The sequence below is a fragment of the Nitrospiraceae bacterium genome, assembly GCA_020632595.1.
Lineage (GTDB): Bacteria > Nitrospirota > Nitrospiria > Nitrospirales > UBA8639 > Nitrospira_E.
The window spans coordinates 626,825-645,277 of the sequence record JACKFF010000001.1 but is presented as its reverse complement, the minus strand read 5'-3'; the positions used below and the strand labels follow the sequence as shown (position 1 = coordinate 645,277).

General features: G+C 50.6%; 17 protein-coding genes and 1 tRNA gene. 11 read left to right on the top strand and 7 right to left on the bottom strand.

Annotated features, from left to right (window positions below; all coding sequences use genetic code 11):
• Nucleotides 1-88 precede the first annotated feature (88 nt).
• The 6 genes from H6750_02840 to H6750_02815 all read left to right on the top strand — a co-directional run bounded on the left by H6750_02840 (nt 89) and on the right by H6750_02815 (nt 5,660).
• Nucleotides 89-1,033, top strand: coding sequence for a histone deacetylase (locus H6750_02840; GenBank protein MCB9773249.1), 945 nt, complete (start codon nt 89-91; stop codon nt 1,031-1,033).
• A gap of 1 nt (nt 1,034) precedes the next feature.
• Nucleotides 1,035-2,360 carry a hypothetical protein gene (locus tag H6750_02835; protein MCB9773248.1) on the top strand — a complete coding sequence of 442 codons (1,326 nt, stop codon included), beginning with the start codon at nt 1,035-1,037 and terminating at the stop codon, nt 2,358-2,360.
• 11 nt (nt 2,361-2,371) lie between these two features.
• On the top strand, nt 2,372-3,241 hold the full coding sequence (locus H6750_02830; protein MCB9773247.1) for a sulfurtransferase: 870 nt from the start codon (nt 2,372-2,374) through the stop codon (nt 3,239-3,241).
• 75 nt (nt 3,242-3,316) lie between these two features.
• Complete coding sequence (locus tag H6750_02825; protein ID MCB9773246.1) at nt 3,317-3,673, top strand: metal-binding protein SmbP; 357 nt, start codon at nt 3,317-3,319, stop codon at nt 3,671-3,673.
• Nucleotides 3,674-3,743: 70 nt separating this feature from the next.
• Nucleotides 3,744-4,544, top strand: a complete 801-nt coding sequence (locus tag H6750_02820) for an acyltransferase (GenBank protein ID MCB9773245.1) — start codon at nt 3,744-3,746, stop codon at nt 4,542-4,544.
• 354 nt (nt 4,545-4,898) lie between these two features.
• On the top strand, nt 4,899-5,660 hold the full coding sequence (locus H6750_02815; GenBank protein ID MCB9773244.1) for a helix-hairpin-helix domain-containing protein: 762 nt from the start codon (nt 4,899-4,901) through the stop codon (nt 5,658-5,660).
• 170 nt (nt 5,661-5,830) lie between these two features.
• On the opposite strand, the gene H6750_02810 is transcribed toward H6750_02815, so the two are convergent.
• From H6750_02810 to H6750_02785, 6 genes are all read right to left on the bottom strand, one after another.
• Nucleotides 5,831-6,580 (bottom strand): ABC transporter ATP-binding protein, encoded by a 750-nt coding sequence (locus tag H6750_02810; protein ID MCB9773243.1) that lies wholly within the window; start codon nt 6,578-6,580, stop codon nt 5,831-5,833.
• Nucleotides 6,573-7,847: a lipoprotein-releasing ABC transporter permease subunit gene (locus H6750_02805; protein MCB9773242.1), complete on the bottom strand. Its 1,275-nt coding sequence runs from the start codon at nt 7,845-7,847 to the stop codon at nt 6,573-6,575. Before H6750_02805 ends, H6750_02810 begins: the two co-directional genes overlap by 8 nt.
• Nucleotides 7,844-9,331 carry a lysine--tRNA ligase gene (gene lysS / locus H6750_02800; GenBank protein MCB9773241.1) on the bottom strand — a complete coding sequence of 496 codons (1,488 nt, stop codon included), beginning with the start codon at nt 9,329-9,331 and terminating at the stop codon, nt 7,844-7,846. The genes H6750_02805 and lysS overlap by 4 nt, the downstream gene beginning before the upstream one ends.
• A 121-nt stretch (nt 9,332-9,452) precedes the next feature.
• Nucleotides 9,453-10,575 (bottom strand): peptide chain release factor 2 gene (gene prfB / locus H6750_02795; protein ID MCB9773240.1). Its coding sequence is split into 2 segments (ribosomal slippage): nt 9,453-10,505 and nt 10,507-10,575, totalling 1,122 coding nucleotides; the frame shifts between segments, so codons are not numbered across the junction.
• Nucleotides 10,576-10,595: 20 nt separating this feature from the next.
• Nucleotides 10,596-12,224, bottom strand: coding sequence for an apolipoprotein N-acyltransferase (gene lnt / locus H6750_02790; GenBank protein ID MCB9773239.1), 1,629 nt, complete (start codon nt 12,222-12,224; stop codon nt 10,596-10,598).
• A 211-nt stretch (nt 12,225-12,435) separates the two neighbouring features.
• Nucleotides 12,436-12,627 (bottom strand): 50S ribosomal protein L28, encoded by a 192-nt coding sequence (locus H6750_02785; GenBank protein MCB9773238.1) that lies wholly within the window; start codon nt 12,625-12,627, stop codon nt 12,436-12,438.
• 483 nt (nt 12,628-13,110) lie between these two features.
• Between H6750_02785 and H6750_02780 the strand changes: the two genes are divergently transcribed.
• Nucleotides 13,111-13,410 (top strand): hypothetical protein, encoded by a 300-nt coding sequence (locus tag H6750_02780; GenBank protein ID MCB9773237.1) that lies wholly within the window; start codon nt 13,111-13,113, stop codon nt 13,408-13,410.
• Between the two features lie 585 nt (nt 13,411-13,995).
• Here H6750_02780 and H6750_02775 read toward each other — a convergent pair.
• Entirely contained in the window at nt 13,996-14,160 is a 165-nt protein-coding gene (locus H6750_02775) for a hypothetical protein (protein MCB9773236.1), read from the bottom strand.
• A 213-nt stretch (nt 14,161-14,373) separates the two neighbouring features.
• Here H6750_02775 and H6750_02770 point away from each other — a divergent pair, with 213 nt between their 5' ends.
• From H6750_02770 to H6750_02755, 4 genes are all read left to right on the top strand, one after another.
• Complete coding sequence (locus tag H6750_02770; protein ID MCB9773235.1) at nt 14,374-14,787, top strand: hypothetical protein; 414 nt, start codon at nt 14,374-14,376, stop codon at nt 14,785-14,787.
• A 174-nt stretch (nt 14,788-14,961) separates the two neighbouring features.
• Nucleotides 14,962-17,178 (top strand): ATP-dependent DNA helicase RecG, encoded by a 2,217-nt coding sequence (recG, locus tag H6750_02765; protein MCB9773234.1) that lies wholly within the window; start codon nt 14,962-14,964, stop codon nt 17,176-17,178.
• Nucleotides 17,179-17,310: 132 nt separating this feature from the next.
• Nucleotides 17,311-17,397, top strand: a tRNA-Leu gene (locus tag H6750_02760).
• Nucleotides 17,398-17,615: 218 nt separating this feature from the next.
• The gene (locus H6750_02755) at nt 17,616-18,371 is read left to right on the top strand and encodes a hypothetical protein (protein MCB9773233.1); all 756 of its coding nucleotides are present in this window, start codon (nt 17,616-17,618) and stop codon (nt 18,369-18,371) included.
• Nucleotides 18,372-18,453 lie beyond the last annotated feature (82 nt).

Here is an 18,453-nt window from a genome sequence, read left to right as displayed (position 1 = left end):
AGAATTCGCAGGTATGGTTTGGCCGACATTGTTGATCGAATTTTTCCTCTGTGCATGATTTCCTTTTCCATTTTGAGAGTGTATGAGTATGGGACGTGTTGGATACGTTTCTCATCCGGCCTATGAACGCCATGAGATGGGCAGAAGCCATCCGGAGTCACCTGAACGCCTTCGTGCCATACGCGCGCAATTAGAAAGTTCGGGTACGTGGTCCCGGTTGCATCAGGTCGCCCCACGACGGGCCGAGCGGAAATGGATTGAACTGGTCCACAACTCGTCCTATGTGGAGAGCCTTGAACGACGCTCCCCCTCAATTGGTTATGTTTCCCTGGATCCTGATACCTCGATGTGTCCAGGAACGCTGGAGGCGGCCTATCTGGCGGTCGGCGGGGGCTTGGCGGCGGTGGATGCGATCATGAACCACGAGATTGACCACGCTTTTTGCGCTGTGCGGCCTCCAGGGCATCATGCCGAGGCGGATCAAGCCATGGGGTTTTGTTTCCTTAATACCATCGCCATTGCCGCCCGTTATCTTCAGCAACAATATGGACTACAGAGGATGATGATTGTGGATTGGGATGTGCACCACGGCAATGGCACGCAACAGGCCTTCTATGATGATCCCACTGTCCTTTTTTTTAGCACCCACCAGGCCCCATTTTATCCCGGGACGGGCCGGGCGACGGAAACCGGGGCAGGTCAAGGGAAAGGTCTGACCATCAATGTGCCGCTCTCGGGAGGACAAGGGGATGAGGAGTATCGCGACATATTCCAGAAGGTCTTGGTCCCGGCCGCCGAACACTTTCAACCTGAATGTATTCTCATTTCTGCCGGATTTGACGGTCACCGGGATGATCCGTTGGCGAGTATGGCCTTAACGTCACAAGGGTATGCCGATATGACGGCGATTGTCTTGAAGATTGCAAATAAATTTGCAAGTGGGCGAATCGTGTCATGTTTAGAAGGCGGGTATCACCTCAAGGCGTTGGCGGAATCCGTGGACCGCCATCTTCAGGCTCTGCTGGAAAATTAATGTGATGAAGTCCAAGCGATCATGGGGAGGAAAAGCGTGGCTGTTGCTCCTGTTGGTGGTGGGGGTAGGGATCTACATTTTTTATACGGAGATTCGTCCCACCGTCATCTTTGGTTTACGAGAGGATTACGCGAAACCCATTCCCTATCAACAGATTCCAGTGGGATTGCAGAGCTTGAAAGCGGAGGAATGTGGAAGTTGTCATGTCGAGATCTACGAAGAGTGGAAATCCAGTATTCATGCCAAGGCCTTTCACGATCCATTTTTTCAAGCCTATTGGAAAAAAGATGACAATATCTGGGTCTGTTTGAATTGCCATACGCCATTGGAAAATCAGCAACCGACTCTTATTCAAGATCTTCCCCGTGGCCGCGTCGAAAAAGCCATTCAAATTCCTAATTACCGGTACGATGCGGAATACCAACAAGAAGGTGTGACGTGCGCCGCTTGTCATGTTCGGGATGGGAAGATTCTTGGTCCATATGACGATTCGGCGGCGCCGCATCCCACCCAATTTGATCCTTCCTTCAGAACGACCCAGGTCTGTTATCGCTGCCATAATGTCGTATCGGGACCCATGCAATTCTACAATGCGGGGCCTTGTGGCACGTATCCTGAGTATGAGGGCAAGTTTTTCATGAAGGAAAAGGGCCTGATTTGTCAGAGTTGTCATATGCCGGAAGTCGAGCGGCCGGTTGCCAAGGGTAGCCCTATCCGATACGGTCGACGGCATCTCTGGCGGGGAGGTCATGATCCGGACATGGTCAAGCGAGCGGTCGCTGTCCAAGTGCAAGCAGACCCTCCCACACCCCAGCCAGGTGACGATGTTAAATTGACGCTGACCCTGATTAATGCGGGGGCTGGGCACAAAATTCCGACAGGGGACCCTGACCGGTTTTTTACCGTTGAATTTACGGTGCGTGATTCGAACGGCACGGTGGTGCATGAGCAATCCGATACCATGGGCCGTTGGATCCTCTGGCAGCCCGTGATTGTGGAAGTATACGATAACCGATTGCTGCCCCTTGCCAGCCGGGACTATGCCTTTGAATATGAAATGCCGGAAAATGAAAAAGGGTGGATCGTTCAGGCGCGGATTCGGTATCATATCCAGACCGATGGGCAAAATCAGATGTTGAGAGATCAGTATGGTCTAACGGCTGATGATCCATATGTCTTTACGATCTATGAACGGGAGTTCCCCTTGGATGCAACCCTGCCTGTGGTCGTACAGAATCAGGAACCCGATCTTCGCGTAGGCTGTATGGCGCCGTCCGATGGGCTCACTCCTCACCACCCGTCAAATACATCTTCACTTCATTCATAAAGGAAAGCACTGTGACCGAAAATTTTTTCATTGATACCGAATCACTTGCCCAAAACCTGGGCCGCGAAGACCTGGTCATTCTTGATGTACGAGGTCGTGCGGCCTATTCCTCACATATTCCGGGTGCCGTTCATAGCACATGGCATGAGTACAGTGATCCGTCAGCCGTGGCAAAGGGGGTCTTAAATCCTGACCTTGGGAGAATTGAACAGCGCCTTCGAGCCCTCGGTATTAACCAGTCCAGCGATGTGGTTGTTTACTGCAACCCCTTCGATAATTGGGGTGATGAGGGACGCATGTTCTGGATGTTGAGGTATCTGGGACATTCCAGCGTCCGAATTCTGGACGGTGGGTGGGTCAAGTGGACTGCAGAGCAGCGTCCCTTTGAACATGAAGCGATTCAACCCAAGCCGGGGGATTTTACTGTCAAGGCCAATCCGGACCTCATTGTGAATAAGGATGGATTGAAAAAACTGGTCAAAGGACCCCATCCGGATACCATCATTCTTGATGCCAGAAGTGTTGAGGAATATGCGGGGAAGGAGATCGATGGGTTGCCCCGGGCCGGCCATATTCCCTCTGCCATTAATATCCCGTGGAATCGGTTTTTACAACCGGATGCCACGGTGAAACCTGCAGAGCAGGTCAGGAAAATATTTGAGGATCACGGGCTACGGGACAATCAGGAGATCATGACATATTGCTTGGGGGGGGTGCGGGCGGCCTGGGTGTTTTGTCTCTTGCGATATGTCGGATTTCCACGAGTGAAAGTCTATCCAGGGTCATGGTGGGAATGGTCACGTGATTTCGCGGCACCGGCGGAAAAAGACGTGAAGCTGTTATATCGGGTCACCAATCAGGATCAAATGAGATCATCTTGATCTTGTATGTGAGGGATGAGAGGATATTCGAAACTCTCAGCTCAATAATTATTTACTTTTTCAAGGAGGTCAGGGATGAAAAAGCCAGCGGTTATTAGGGGAATTGGTCTGTTCGCCATTCTAGGGTTATTGGTTGCGGGGGCGTGGGGGTCTGTCGCCCTTGCAGGAACCAATCCACATGTGGCTGAGGCCATTGCGCATGCCGAGGGAGCCGTGAAACATGGCGAGCAGGGACATGCTGATGCCTTGGTTGAGCATGCCCAAGAAGCTTTGACCCACGCTCAGGGCGCCCAAAAGGACGTGAAGAATCCTCATTTAGATGAAGGGGTTCACGAACTCATGGAAGCCGTAGAGCATGGCAAAGCCGGTCATGCCGATGTCGGGACCAAGCATGCAAAAAGCGCAGTGATGCATCTGAAAGAGGTTAAGTAATCATAAAGCCGTAATCTGAGAGAAAAAGCGGGTAGAGCCACCTCTGCCCGCTTTTTTTTGTGGGGTGGTGATGTCCAGAATCAGTGGAGGGTATTATCAATTTTCTCCGGTGTTTGGAGAAGTTCAGCGTAATCTAGAAACCATCTTGAACGCCATCCATAACTTTGAAGGGCATCTTCTTGTTTTTCCCGAACTAGCATTTTCGGGATATCAATTCCTTTCTAAAGATGAAGTCCGGGAGCTGGCTGAAGACATTCCCTCCGGTCCTGCTATTAAAGCCTTGGAGGAGGCCGTTCGGGGGCGTGACCTGCATGTTGTGGTCGGGTTGGCTGAACAAGACCATGACCGGTTATTTAATTCAGCAGTGTTGATTGGCCCGAAAGGGTATATCGGGAGATATCGGAAAACCCATTTATTTTTTGAGGAAACCCTCTGGTTTGATCCTGGAGATACGGGATTTCTTGTCTGGGATATTGGAAAGGCTAAGGTGGGGCTTCTGGTCTGTTTTGATTGGTTTTTCCCTGAAGCCGCAAGAAGTCTGGCCATAAAGGGCGCCGATATTTTATGCCACCCCAGCAATTTAGTGTTGCCCTATTGTCCTGATGCCATGGTGACGAGATGCTTGGAAAACGGGGTGTTTGCCATTACAGCGAATCGAGTCGGTCGTGAACAGCGTGGGGAAAAACCCGCCTTGCCATTTATTGGCATGAGTGAGATTGTGGCCCCTAATGGAAAAATTTTGTGTCGGTCTTCCCTCAAAGACGGAGAGGTCGGTCTGTGCGAGATGGATATGGCGGAAGCCCGGGACAAACGAATCAATCCCTATAACGATTTGCTCAAAGATCGACGTCCTCAATGGTATGTTTTGTAAGTCGTAAGTAGAGGAGTGTTGAATAATAATAGTTTCCAAGGGCATAAATCACAGGAACGTTGCCGATTAGAGGCCTCGGGGCTGTTCAAAAAAGTTCGTTCAGCAAGGCCGCAGTCATTTTTGCCCGCAAAGCGTCCTTCCGGTCCGTAAGGACGGGAAAATGGCGAGAACACCGCTGGCGGCTTTCTTCAACAGTCCCGTAGCGGAATTCACAAGCTAGGGCGCCGCTAGGCTTGACATAACCGTGAGGATGCCATAAATCCTGAAATAGGGGTGTAAACCCAGGAGCCGGACAGGGGCAGGAAGAGTTTTTCAAGGATGAATCTTTCTATTGGCAGGGACCAGGAGGATCTTATGAACAGGTGGGTGGTTATTTCGGTCGTGCTTCTGTTGGGATTGCCAGGGTGCATGGTTTCGAAGTCGAAATATGAGGCATCGGTGGCGGATATGGAGTCGGCCAAGGCCGAGTTAGAAAAAAGCCGGATGCATCAGGAAGCCCTTGAAGAACAAATACGCAATTTAAAGGGATTGAACGAAAAAGTGTCCACGGATTTGGAGAAGATGACCACGGAGGTGCAACGGATTAAAGAAGGACGAAAAAATGAGCACACCTTATTGGAAACACGTGAGCGGGAATTGGATCAGGAGAAAGAGCAGCTCATGTCCAAATTGCGCGTGGTCGTGGACCAATATCAAAAAGTGAAGGCCCAAAACAAAGCCCTGAAAGAGACCGTGTTGCGCTATCAGAAGGAATTAAAGGATACCCGTGAATCTTCCATAGAGAGTACGTCCGGGGTGATGAAGTCCTCGGAGAAGCCTGATATGGCCAAGACTGAAATGACTCCGTCAGTGAATTCCAGCCCGATTGTTTCGTCCAAACCACCGGTGCCAAAAATTGTGACGCCCCCAACCCTGCCAAAAATCGGAGGGGATTTAGTCAATATTAATAAGGCGCCAGTAAGTGATCTGGTGTTGACTCTGGGATTAACTCGGGAGGTTGCTGAGGAAGTGGTTTCAAACCGGCCTTACCGGCTCCGTGGCGAACTTGTGGCGAAAAACATTATACCCAAGGCCACATTTGATGAGATCAAGGACCGTATTACGGCTTCTCCGTAATGGGAGAAATTGGTGAAACGGGTGAGGCCATAGATCGCCTAAGATACGGTCCAGGGTGAAACCGGAGAAAGAGTGGAAAAAGTAGGATATCGGTTTTAGGGTAGAACATTATTTAATAATGGGGAACTCCATCAACAGCGATGCAGTTCCCCATTTTTTCTGGTGTTGTCTTACGACCCGTCCGTTATGGTCGATTTATCCTTCAGACAGCGATCCTCGATAATTTGTCCATCCTGTAGTTGAATCAGCCGGTCGGTCTGAAGGGAAAGTTTTTCGTTGTGGGTCACAATCACGAAGGCTGTTCCATGCGTGTGATTGAGTTTTCGTAAAAGTTCAAATAATTCATCCCCGGTATGCGTATCCAGATTGCCTGTCGGTTCATCCGCCAACACCAGGTCGGGGTGCCGGATTAAGGCTCTGGCCACGGCGACACGTTGCTGCTCTCCTCCTGATAATTCCCCCGGTTTATGGTGCAGACGGTGAGAAAGCCCCACTTCAGATAAGAGAGATTTTGCGGCGTCCACGGCCTGCTGTTTGGGAATTTTTTGGATGAGCGCCGGAAGATAGGTGTTTTCCAAGGCAGTGAACTCTGGAAGAAGGTGATGAAATTGAAAGACAAATCCGATGGATCGATTCCGGAATCCTGCTAGCGCGGTTTCGCTTACCCGGAACATATTCTTCCCTTCAAACAATACTTTTCCACTTGTCGGGCGATCCAAGGTCCCCATGATGTGGAGCAGAGTGCTTTTTCCGGCGCCTGATGCGCCGACAATCGACACCATTTCCTTTCGCGCTAACGTCATGGTAATGCCGTTGAGGACATGCACCGTTTGCTTGCCCATCTGAAATGAACGACAAAGGTTGTCGATAGAGACCAATGGCGCTTGGGGCGTGAACTCTGAGTCGATTGGGTTATTCATAACGAAGGGCGCTGACCGGGTCTAACTTCGCCGCTTGCCATGAAGGGTAGAACGTGGCGGCAAAACTGATCAGGATGGCCGAAGTGGCTACTAACAGCACGTCTAATGGCAGAATGTGCACGGGAATGCGGGAGATGTAATAGACGGAGGCGTCGAAGGTCCAATAGTTCTGAATGAGCCACAAAAAGGTATAGCCCAGGGGGACCCCAATGCCCGTTCCCACGATTCCGATTACCAACCCGTTTAACATGAAAATCCGCATGATCGCTCCTGGCGTGGCGCCCATGGCTTTGAGGATGGCAATTTCCCGTTGCTTTTCGTTGACAATCATCGTCAAGGTTCCCACGATATTGAACGAGGCGACCAGGGTAATCAAGACTAGCAGTAGAAACATCATGGTCTTTTCGAGTTTCAATGCCGAAAACAAATTTCGATTTAACTGCATCCAATCACGGGCGATAAAGATATGGCCGAGTGTGGCTTCTAGTCGTTGAGCAATCTGCTGGGCCAAAAATACGTCGTTGACCTTGACCTGAATCCCGGTGACCGTCTCACCGAGATTAAAAAATTTCTGGGCTTCGTCCAGGCTGATATATGCTAACGAAGAATCATATTCGAACATGCCGGATTCGAACACGCCGACCACGGTGTAGGGGCGAATTTTCGGTGTCATGGTCAACGAAGTCATGGGACCGACAGGTGAGACGACGTTGATGGTATCGCCGATAAACACGCCAAGCCGAAAGGCCAATTCCTTCCCCAAAATAATTCCGGGTGGGTTGGTGGATGAAGGCGTGTCCCGACCGGAATCAGGAGATGTCGATGGAGTAAAAGGGCGAGTCAGGTCAGCCAAATCCCCAAATTTCATGTTGGTTTCTAAATCGGTCACGCGTATTTCCTGCGAGGGCTGAATGCCCCGGAGGATGATCCCTTGCACGGCTGTTTTGGAGGTGACGAGCACTTGTTTAAAAATAAACGGGGCAGCGGCTATCACATCGGGAACGGCTTCAATCTGATCGACCAGGTCCGCATACCCTTTCATGTCATTGCTACCACGTTCCTGGACGATCACATGCGCAGTCGTGCCAAGGATTTTCGACTGGAGATCCTCCTTAAAGCCGGTCATGATGCCAAGCGTGCCAATGAGTGCTGCGACACCAAGCGTAATCCCGGTGATGGAGATAAACGTGTTCAGCGAAATCGTTCGCTGCCGACGTTTGGCCCGAAGATACCGCAGTCCGACTAATATCTCATATGGGAGGGTCACAAAGGCCGATCCGGTCGAAGTTGGGGGAAAAGGATGACATCGCGAATCGAGGCCTGATTGGTGAATAGCATGACGAGTCGATCAATCCCAATCCCTTCTCCCGCTGTGGGAGGCATGCCATATTCGAGGGCTCGAATAAAGTCTTCATCCAGATAATGGGCTTCGTCGTCTCCCGCATCCCGCAACGCCACTTGGGCCTCAAACCGTTGTCGCTGGTCCAAGGGATCATTTAACTCCGAAAATCCATTCGCTAATTCCCGCCCACCAATAAAGAGTTCAAATCGGTCGGTCAGGGCCGGGTTGGCTTCTTTTTTCCTGGCCAACGGGGAAATTTCGATAGGGAAATCGGTGATGAAGGTTGGTTGAATCAATGTTGGCTCGACGGTGGCTTCAAAGAGATTGACGAGGATGTCGACATGGCTGGCTTGCGGTGCACAATCAACACCTAACCGTTTTGCCGCGTCCACGGCTTTCTTCTGATCCGACAGGATTTCAGGATCCAACTGGTTGACCTCTACAATCGAATCCAGATACGGCACTCGACGCCAGGGTGGCGCGAGAGAAATGTTTTGGCCCTGGTAGGCCACCGTTGGGTCTCCGCATACTTCCAGGCTCAAGGTGTGAAACAACTGTTCGGTCAGGTCCATCAGATCATGATAATCCGCATAGGCCTGATAAAATTCCAACATGGTAAATTCAGGATTGTGAATGGTGGAAATGCCTTCATTGCGGAAATTGCGGTTAATTTCAAAAACGCGCCGGAAACCTCCGACAATGAGGCGCTTGAGGTATAATTCCGGTGCCACGCGCAAATATAAGTCTACATCGAGGGTGTTGTGATGGGTCACAAACGGGCGTGCTGTGGCTCCTCCAGGGATGGAATGCATCATCGGCGTTTCCACTTCGAGGTATTCTCGTTCCGTGAGAAACGAACGAATGATATTAATGATTCGACTGCGTGTGCGGAAGACCTGGTGCACCGATGGATTGGCAATCAAATCCACATACCGTTGCCGATACCGGGTTTCAATGTCGGTAAGCCCGTGCCATTTTTCCGGAAGAGGCCGTAACCCCTTTGTGAGAAAGGTGAGGCGATGGACTTCTACTGTGAGTTCGTCGGTTTTGGTGCGAAATAACCGGCCTTCGACTCCGATCCAATCCCCTAAATCAAACGACTGCGAAAGTTCATAGGACTGATCCCCAAGCAGATCCTTCTTGAGGTAAACCTGGAGACGATGGCCTTCTTCCTGTAGGGCCGCAAAAGCGGCCTTTCCAAAGCGGCGCATGGCCACAATGCGTCCGGCTACCGTGCACGAAATCGGTGTGCCTTCAAGCTCTTCTTTGGTTGAGGCCGTATACAACTGAAGAATAGTCTCAAGCGTGTGGGTGGTGGAAAAACGTGTACCAAAGGGATGAAGGCCTCCATTCTGAAGCGCGTGGAGCTTTTCCAGCCGTTGTTGTTGTTGTTCGTTCAATTCTTCCATAACATACATGTTTCTACTGGATTCATAGAGGTGAATATCTCGATGGTCGTCCGGTCAGCACATGAAACACAAATATGACAATGATGAATCATGAAGGTCGAGCATCGAATGTGGATGCGTGTTAATGGGCCGGCATATGGGAAGCCTTCGAGGCCTTCATGGTTAAATACGCTTCAATAAAAGGGTCCAACGCTCCATCCATGACCGCGGCGACATTGCCTGATTCGTAGTTGGTCCGGTGATCCTTGACCATTTGATACGGTTGGAACACATACGAACGGATTTGGCTTCCCCAGGCGATATCTTTCTTTTCCCCAACAATATTTTGAAACGCAGCGTCTTTCTTTTGCTGTTCCAGCTCATACAGCTTCGCTTTTAATACCCGCATGGCGCCGATCCGGTTTTGCAATTGCGACCGTTCATTTTGGCATTGCACCACGATTCCCGTGGGAAGATGTGTCATGCGAATCGCGGTTTCCACCTTGTTCACATTTTGCCCGCCCGCGCCACCTGCGCGAAAGGTATCGACTTTCAGATCCTTATCATCAATCACAATGTCAATATCGTCGTCCAATTCCGGATAGACCCCCACTGCGGCGAAGGAGGTATGTCGACGCTTGTTGGCGTCAAAGGGGGAGATGCGGACCAGGCGGTGCACGCCCGCTTCTGAGTGCAGGTATCCATAGGCCAATGGGCCGGCAATGGCCAAGGTCACGCTTTTGATGCCGGCTTCATCGCCGGGTTGCAGATCGATGGTTTCCACTTTGTACCCCCGTTCCTGAGCCCATCGAATATACATGCGCATGAGCATCTGTGCCCAGTCCTGGGATTCAGTTCCACCTGCTCCGGGATTAATGCTGAGAATGGCATTATTCTGGTCATGTTCGCCCGATAACAATTGTTCCAATCGCCAGGCTTCCAGCGTGGCCTCAATGTCTTTGATGCCCTTGCTCCACTCCGCTTCCAATTCCGGATCTTCCTGTTGGCCAATCAAATCAAGAATGGCGAGAAGGTCATCCCGTTGCTGGTCGAGTTGGTGAAGGCGTGTGAGTTGGCGTTCGATCTCGGCTTGACGGCGTCCGGCTTTGGCGGCCTGACGGGGATTATTCCAAAAATTCGGTTGGGAGGTCTCCCGCTCGAGTTCTTCCAGTTCAGTTGTTAGCCGAGGAACGTCAAAGATACCTCCGGAATTCCAGAATATGATCGTTGATTTTCTCCATTCGAATGCGAATATCTTCGAGCATGGGCAGCTCTCCTCTCGTGGCTATGTCGGTAATGACCGTGGTTTAGGTGTGGAAAGCGGTGTGGTAAACCGACACCAAGTGAACAAAACACCGAATATTATAACACAACCCCAACTAAAGACATCCCCAAATTGCGTGTAAAAGGTGGGTGATGAGGAACGGAGTGGAAGTAATCCCGTCACCGCCTGTTCTGAAAAAACTGATGTCTGGAAAAGAATGTCTCCGTCCGGGGCAATGAAGCCGGAAATGCCGGTATTGGCGGCTCGGGCAAATCCCAAATGATTTTCAACGGCACGAAACACGACCATGCCGAAATGTTGATACGGCGCAGCAGAATCCCCGAACCAGGCATCATTGGTAATCGTGACGAGAAAATTAGCACCCTCCCCGGCCATCCGACGCACCAAATCGGGAAAAATCACTTCGAAACAAATAGCCACCCCGAATCTCGGACCAGTGCCGGGTGGCTCCGTTGGGATTTGCATGGTCATGGCTCCCTGGCCGGATTTGAAGTCTCCGATCCCTACCACGAGCTTATCCAGAAAAAAGAGAATTGATCGCAAGGGAATGTATTCCCCAAATGGTACCAGATGCCGTTTGTCATACCGGTCTGAGGCCCGTCCTTCAGCCGTCACCAGAAAGGCACTATTGTACAAATACGGACGGCCGTCCTGTTGAAAGCGAAGTGTCGGGCTGCCGAATAACAACGAATTGTGCGTGCCTTTCGCAATATCAAGGACCTGTTTCTGGTAGTCGGGCTCTTGCTCGAAGAGAAAGGGTGTGGCCGCTTCCGGCCAAATGAGCAGGTCGGTATTCTTCCCGGCTTCCTGGCTGAGGGAGGCATAGCGTCGAAGTGTCTCATCCCGGTAGGCCTCGTTCCATTTGACGGCTTGATCAATATTGGCTTGGACCAATCCAATCGACAGCGTTCGTGCCGAGGCGTCAAGGTTGGCCTGTTCTTCAATCCGCCAGGTTCCATAGGCAAGGACGAGACTTAGTGCGCAGCCAAAGCCTGCCACGGACACCCATGGTCCTGGAAGGGCCAAGCCTCGTCTTTTGCTGTGGATCCATAAGAGGAGAGAGGTCAGAGCCACATTCCCCATGACAATTAAAAATGACACCCCATAGACTCCGGTCACGTCGGCAAACTGAATAACCGGAAGCCATTGGTATTGGGAATAGCCCAAAAGCGCCCAGGGAAACCCGCTCAATGCATGGGTGCGCACAAATTCCAAGGCGACCCACAAGGCGGGGGCTCCCAGCCACAAGAAATTGGGGCAGGTGTGTTGGAATTTGGCATATCCCCAGCTATAAATGCCCATGTATAGGCCAAGATAGGCAGCCAAAAGGAGCATCAACAAGGCACTTACGATGAACGGCACCTGACCAAATTGATGCATGGCCGTGATGACCCATGTCACGGTCCCTGCAAAGGCGATGGTCCCCGCCAGCCAGCCATAATACAAAGCCCGCCTTGGGGGGAGGTCATGAATAAGAATTTGGAGCGGAACCAATACCAACCAGGCCAGCCATCCGAGATCATAGGGCGGGAAGCTCAGAGGATGAAGGGTCCCGATGAAGGCGAGAGCGAAAAAAAGGGCTGCTGTCTTACGGGATGGAACCAATGAAGGTGGAATGGTCTGCCCCACGTTAATAGGGACCAGTGGTCGTTTCCAGGGGTGAGCCTTGCTGATTTATCAGGTTTGGGCGTATTTCAGAATGACACCCAAGAATCAGTAGGGTTATCGGCTGGAAAGGAATGAAGTAATGATGACAATCGAATTGGTGAATTCGATTCAGGGCTACAAGAACATCAAATGGCAAATACCGTTCACCTCGCATGAACGGCCTGAGAGCCGATTAGACGGCTTTTTGGACCAATCCGGACCGCAGGCAACGGGTGCAGACTTTAATGCGTTGGGCCGCACCCTTCACGAGAGCGCGAACCGTGCGCAGGTTCGGCCGAAAGACACGTTTTGTACGATTATTGGCGTGACTCACATTATTTCCCACTAAGCGGTTTTTTCCGCATACGTCACATGAAAAAGCCATGGTCTTCTCCCTGAATATTTAAAAAGGACAGAATTGTCGATTAGACTCTGTTTGTTACCACAGCTGCTATTGTACACACAAGTGCTCGATAATAAAAATTTTCTGTTGCCGCGGAAGGCCTCCACGATGAAACGGTTGTTGTTCCACCTGCGCACTGGAAGTCGCCCTTGCGGAGCACAGCATCGGGAATAGTACCCGTTGTGGACTTCTGGAATATTCAATCCCTTGAAAAATCCTCGCGAGACACGAATGGCTGCTTTCAGCTCGGAGGATTTACTCCAACTTGGGCCCGGTGCGGCAGTTATAGAAGTGCCGGTGTTGCACCATTGCGGTGCAGCAGATGGCCATTATGCCTTTGTTCGGTCACGGAAGATGAACGCTCCTGGTTTAGATAAAGGGAGTGTTGAATGACAAAAATTTTCAAGGGCAAATTTGCCCAGGATTTGATTACTCATCAAAGGCTCCGCGTCGGTTCAAAAAAGCATGCCTGAGTCTTCCCGAAGGGTCCGTCCAGCAAGGCCACAGCCGTTTTTACGCGCGGAGCGTACGCTTAGTACGGGAGCACGGGACAATGGCGAGAACGCCGCTGGCGGCTTTTTCCAACAGACCCATAAAGACATGCAATTTGCCCTCGAGGTTCAAGCTATCCAAGCGCAGAAGGCTCAAGCGGACCCTGCCGAGTCGGCCGCATTCGCCGCCGCCCCTATTGTTTGGGGCACAATTCAGTCAGCCAACACCAATGCCATGTTATTGCTCCACTTACAGGATTGGCCATACTATTGAAGCAAATTGTCAGTGATTTCCTCATTGCGTTCAAAGACTCTAAGTATAGATGACTCCATAAGATCTCCCACTCCGGCGAGGCAATAATGGAATCAAGGATTCGGAAATTCCCACGTATGCTCGGGAACTCAAGAGGTTCCCGGGACACGAAGCTTTTGCCAAGGCACAAGCCGACCTTGATAAGGACCTTACGCATCACGGCGGCTGCTACCGTCAGTTGGCCCAAATTCGGCGTCCATGGCTCTTTGCGTTCTGCCCGTACGACCAGAAAACAACCAACGGCATCCACCTGCCGAATAAATGGGCACCGGACATTCGTGAGCTGGTCGGTGATGCGCGTAAGATTCTGATGTGCAACTAACTCTGACGCTCGAGCCTGCACCAAGTCCAAAGCATACACGGGAGGAACTCGGAGATCTCGCACGGGCTAAAAGGCGTTCTAAATTTATTTTTCTTAGGTCCAAACACGGAAGCGAATCAGGGATGGAACCTGTTTTATGTCCGTGTTGTCGCCCGCGTAAGACCCCGAAAGCGTTGAGGGACTACATCTACAAATCTCTCAAAGAGAAGGTAAGCAGGCAGCTATCAGGTGCTCGCGCGGGAGTGGCCTTCGCTCATTTCAGCGGCATACACAATCCGAATGTGTTTAATGATGCAGAAGGGATACAAGACGTCATCCGTAAGTTGTTCACACGACGGCACTTGGCAACTATGATCCTGAATGACACGACCTGACGAAACCGTAGCCACAGACATTCTTCTCTTCACTCCGGCCATAGTGTTCGCGATCACTGAATCCGGAGAATCAGAGCTGGAATGTCCAAATTAACACGCCTATCATAACCGCTTGTTTCTTAAATGTGTGCCACTAACTTATTTGGTTTCAACAAAGGAGGATTCACGATTAATCTAAAATTTCCTTCAAGGGATTGGGGTTTTCCGTTTGCGAAAGGCCTCGCGATCATGAGCATGCTGTTCTTGACCCTGGGGTGTCAGCAACCCAGAGTCGATACGATCGTCATTAAGCCCAACACCTGCCCACTTCCGGAAGACTTGTCGACAGAAGATCAACATAAGGTCAAGAAATTTGGTGGGGAAATATCAGGTCTCATGTCCAGCTTGGCTGGAGGAAAGCTGGATGCCGATTTGCAAGGTGCCCTTAAAAGAAATTATCCGGACGCTGGAGATATCAATCGCATTTATGCATTGAGTTATGCCGCCTGTGTCTCTTGCCGAGTCGACCCTCAAGATGTGAAGGGTTGCGCACAACGTTTCGATGACATTCTTGATAATTTCACGGCAAAAGAGACAGCTCCGGGCCATCCGGCCAAGGCGTATCGTTCCAAACTCCTAAAGCCTTTGCGAGGACCGAAGTAGTCTCTCTCCATCAATAGGAGATGGTTCTGCGAAGGCTTTGCATTGATGGCATCACAACTTCATTTCCCTCTCGTTTATTTTCCCTAAGCCATTTGCGCCCATTGGGAAAAAATGGTTTCATGTTTTTTCTTTTTAAATCTCGAGTTCTAATGTAATAGGATTTTTGTAATCATCATGCCGACTCATTCCTCTCTTTCTGAGATTCCCATTCAATTTGCCAAGGGAGTGGGGCCCCGAAGGGCTCGCTTGCTGGAAAAATTAGCAGTGGAAACATTAGAGGATGCGTTCTGGTTTTTACCCTGGCGATACGAAAACCGATTGGAAGTGTTGCCCATCGGGAACCTTCTCCCAGGCATGAAGGCCACCATTAAAGGCAGAGTGCAGAAAGTGTGGGCGAAAACCACCTATCGAAGAGGTCTGGTCGTGGTTACGGTGACGGTGAAGGATGAGACGGGTCTTATCGAATGCGTGTTTTTTAACCAGCCATATTTGGAAAAAACCTTTGTGCCTGGTGTATCTCTGTTATTGACCGGTCCGGTTTTGGCCAATTTTTCTGGAAGTTCACAGCTAACCATGCGCGGGCCGGAGTATGAATTGTTGGATGAGGATGAATTGCCGGAATTGCGTGGGGGCCGGATTGTTCCCGTCTATCATGAGACGAATGGGTTGAGCTCCAAGCAGATTCGACGAATTATTCGATCAATTTTTGACCATTATGCCGATCAGTTACAAGAGATGTTGCCCTTAACCATTCGATCGCAACTCGGAGTGCCAACTCTTCCAGAGGCATTACCTGTCTTACACTTTCCCAATCAGGAGCGTTCGGTGGAGGCCTTGAATGCCTATGCGACACCAGAGCACCAACGCCTGGCGTTTGAAGAATTGTTTCTCCTGCAATTAGCCCTCGCCATGCGGCGCCAAGGGCAGACTCAGGACATTGAAGGCATTCCGTTTGCTGTTCGCAACCCGTTGGTTGAACAGCTGAAGGCCATGTTGCCTTTTTCGCTCACTTCGGCGCAAGAGCGAGTGATCCGGGAAATTAGCCATGATATGGGACGGCCAATCAGTATGAACCGCTTGCTGCAAGGAGATGTGGGGTGTGGGAAGACCGTCGTGGCTCTTTATGCCATCGTGATGGCCTGTGGGTCCGGATATCAAGCTGCCCTGATGGCTCCCACGGAAGTGTTGAGCGAACAGCACTATTTGTCGTTGCTTCCCCTATTTGAGGCTCTGGGTGTCCGGTGCCTTTTGTTGAAAGGCGGGCAGACCGGACGCGAGCGCGGAAAGATACTTGCCGGAATGCAGTCAGGTCAGGTGCAGGTGGTGGTGGGTACACACGCGTTGTTACAGCCGGATGTGCACTTTGCCAAGCTCGGGTTGGTGATTGTGGATGAGCAACACAAATTCGGTGTGCTGCAGCGCGCGCAGCTTCGTGGGAAAGCGCCATGGCATCCCGATGTGTTGGTGATGACCGCCACGCCTATTCCCAGGACCTTGGCAATGACGCTTTATGGGGATTTGGATGTATCGGTGATTGATCAGTTTCCTCCAGGGAAAAAACCCGTAAAGACGATGCTGTTCCCCACCGGCCAACGGAAAGACGCGCATCATTTGATGCGAAAGGAATTAGAAGCGGGGCGGCAGGCTTATGTGGTGTATCCGCTCGTTGAACCATCAGAAAAAATTGATTTGCAGGCAGCCATTGAGGCTGCCGAGCAATTACGGGAAGAATGTGCTCCATTTCGCATCGGTTTGCTGCATGGCCGATTGCCATCCCGCGAAAAACAAGTGGTCATGGCCCAGTTTAAAAAGAAAGAGATTGATGTATTAGTGGCCACTACTGTTGTCGAGGTCGGCTTGGATGTTCATAATGCCACGGTCATGCTCATTGAACATGCGGAACGGTTTGGGTTGGCGCAATTGCATCAATTGCGCGGCCGGGTCGGACGAGGTCTTTATCAAGGCTATTGCGTGTTGATTCATGGCTTGGGGAAAATTCCTCCCTATTCCCAGCAAATACCCTTAAAGCTTGAATCCAGTCGATTGTCACTCGATAAGATCGGGAGGAGTTCCCAGGGGGATACGTTTTCTCCTTCCATCGCGAGGCGACGCCTTGGGGTGTTTGCGCAATGTGAAGACGGCTTTGCACTGGCGGAAGAAGACTTGAATATTCGTGGGCCTGGGCATGTCTTAGGGGTCAAGCAATGGGGGGAAATGGATTTTCGTGTGGCGGATTTGGCCCGAGATACCGTGTTACTAATAAAAGCGAAACAAATGGCAGGAGAAATATTAAAAGGTGATCCACGGTTGATGCTGCCCGACCATCGCATCCTCAAGGAAACATTATTTCGAAAATGGGGTAAAAAATTTGCGCTGGGTTCCATTGCATAAAATATGGGACAGCGATTACCTATGAAGAAATGAGAATGCCCCGCTATGGTTTATTTATTGGAGAAGGGGATCAGCATTTCCTGTTTGACCTGCATAGAGGTTCATGGTAGATATCGCAAGTGAAATGGACTTGCCCGGATGGCGGAACTGGCAGACGCGCCGGACTCAAAATCCGGTTCTTTCACGAGAGTGGGAGTTCGACCCTCCCTCCGGGCACCATTACTGGCTTTAATTAAAATTGAGAAAAAATGGGAAAAACAGTGTAAGTCTTTAAGTGAAATTTCGGGTATGTTGATCCATGATGGAAAGCCAAGAATTGACTTGACAGGGGCTACCGCCTTGACTATAGTTGGTGCCCTTGATCATGAAATAAAATCGTATATTTGAATTCGTTCGTTTTTTTTGATTATTCACTCACACTTCCAAGGAGGAGCCACATGCGGAAGGTAGGGTATTTTGGATTAGCAATGATTTTTGCAGGCTCGGTGAGCGTGGCGGTGGCGCAAGAGCGTCCACCTCAGCATGTAGGGTATGGGACTGGTGTCGGAGACTCTCAGGGTGTAGGCGACAGGTCACGAGTGATGGACCAAGACGACATGTTGCGGTACCTCTCAGCAGATGAAACGATTCAAGGGGAAGTTGTCGGTATTGATTACGCAGGGGGAAGGCTGTGGCTCGATATGGGAGGAAGTTCCCACGATGAACGGCAAACCCTTCGTGGTGCCTTAAATTTAAAAGAGTTGTATTTTGACGGTAAAACCAACATGGCAAACCTTAAGGCTATTAATAAGGGTGATTACGTCACGATCCAGGCAGCGAATGAAACTTCCGAGGATCAAAAGTTTGGAACCGGGAGAAAGTTGGTCCGTGATGTGTATGTGTTGACCGGGTCCCAATTACTAGGTGGGGCCGATAACCCAGACTTTGGTGGCGGGTTTGGTCAAAAGCCAGATCCCTATGGGGCAAGAGGTCTTACTGTAAAGAGTGGCTCTTACACTGGAATCCCAGACGGTTCAGTGCAGCCAGGGGAAGTCAAGTCAGGAATTACCAGCGAAGTTGGTATAGTGACTGGCGCTGCGCCTTGCTGGCAATGTGCCCCCCAGCCGACAACAGTCAATGAGCGGACAGATAAAACTATCGCCACTGATTATGGCGATGATCGCAAGAACTTTAACAAGGGTACCGTTCAATAGGTTTCTGTTTACAAGCCATTTTTGTAGTTGAAAAGAGCGTGCCGGTCAAAATCCGGCACGCTCTTTTGTTATTTTGACTATG

Bases quoted from the DNA above. Each gene is read 5' to 3' on its own strand.
- lysS (MCB9773241.1), bottom strand. From the start codon at position 9,331: ATGGAAGAATTGAACGAACAACAACAACAACGGCTGGAAAAGCTCCAC.
- H6750_02755 (MCB9773233.1), top strand. From the start codon at position 17,616: ATGCGGAAGGTAGGGTATTTTGGATTAGCAATGATTTTTGCAGGCTCG.
- H6750_02820 (MCB9773245.1), top strand. From the start codon at position 3,744: ATGTCCAGAATCAGTGGAGGGTATTATCAATTTTCTCCGGTGTTTGGA.
- H6750_02770 (MCB9773235.1), top strand. From the start codon at position 14,374: ATGAGCATGCTGTTCTTGACCCTGGGGTGTCAGCAACCCAGAGTCGAT.
- H6750_02780 (MCB9773237.1), top strand. From the start codon at position 13,111: ATGCCTGAGTCTTCCCGAAGGGTCCGTCCAGCAAGGCCACAGCCGTTT.
- H6750_02825 (MCB9773246.1), top strand. From the start codon at position 3,317: ATGAAAAAGCCAGCGGTTATTAGGGGAATTGGTCTGTTCGCCATTCTA.
- H6750_02815 (MCB9773244.1), top strand. From the start codon at position 4,899: ATGAACAGGTGGGTGGTTATTTCGGTCGTGCTTCTGTTGGGATTGCCA.
- H6750_02810 (MCB9773243.1), bottom strand. From the start codon at position 6,580: ATGAATAACCCAATCGACTCAGAGTTCACGCCCCAAGCGCCATTGGTC.
- H6750_02840 (MCB9773249.1), top strand. From the start codon at position 89: ATGGGACGTGTTGGATACGTTTCTCATCCGGCCTATGAACGCCATGAG.
- H6750_02785 (MCB9773238.1), bottom strand. From the start codon at position 12,627: ATGGCTTTTTCATGTGACGTATGCGGAAAAAACCGCTTAGTGGGAAAT.
- recG (MCB9773234.1), top strand. From the start codon at position 14,962: ATGCCGACTCATTCCTCTCTTTCTGAGATTCCCATTCAATTTGCCAAG.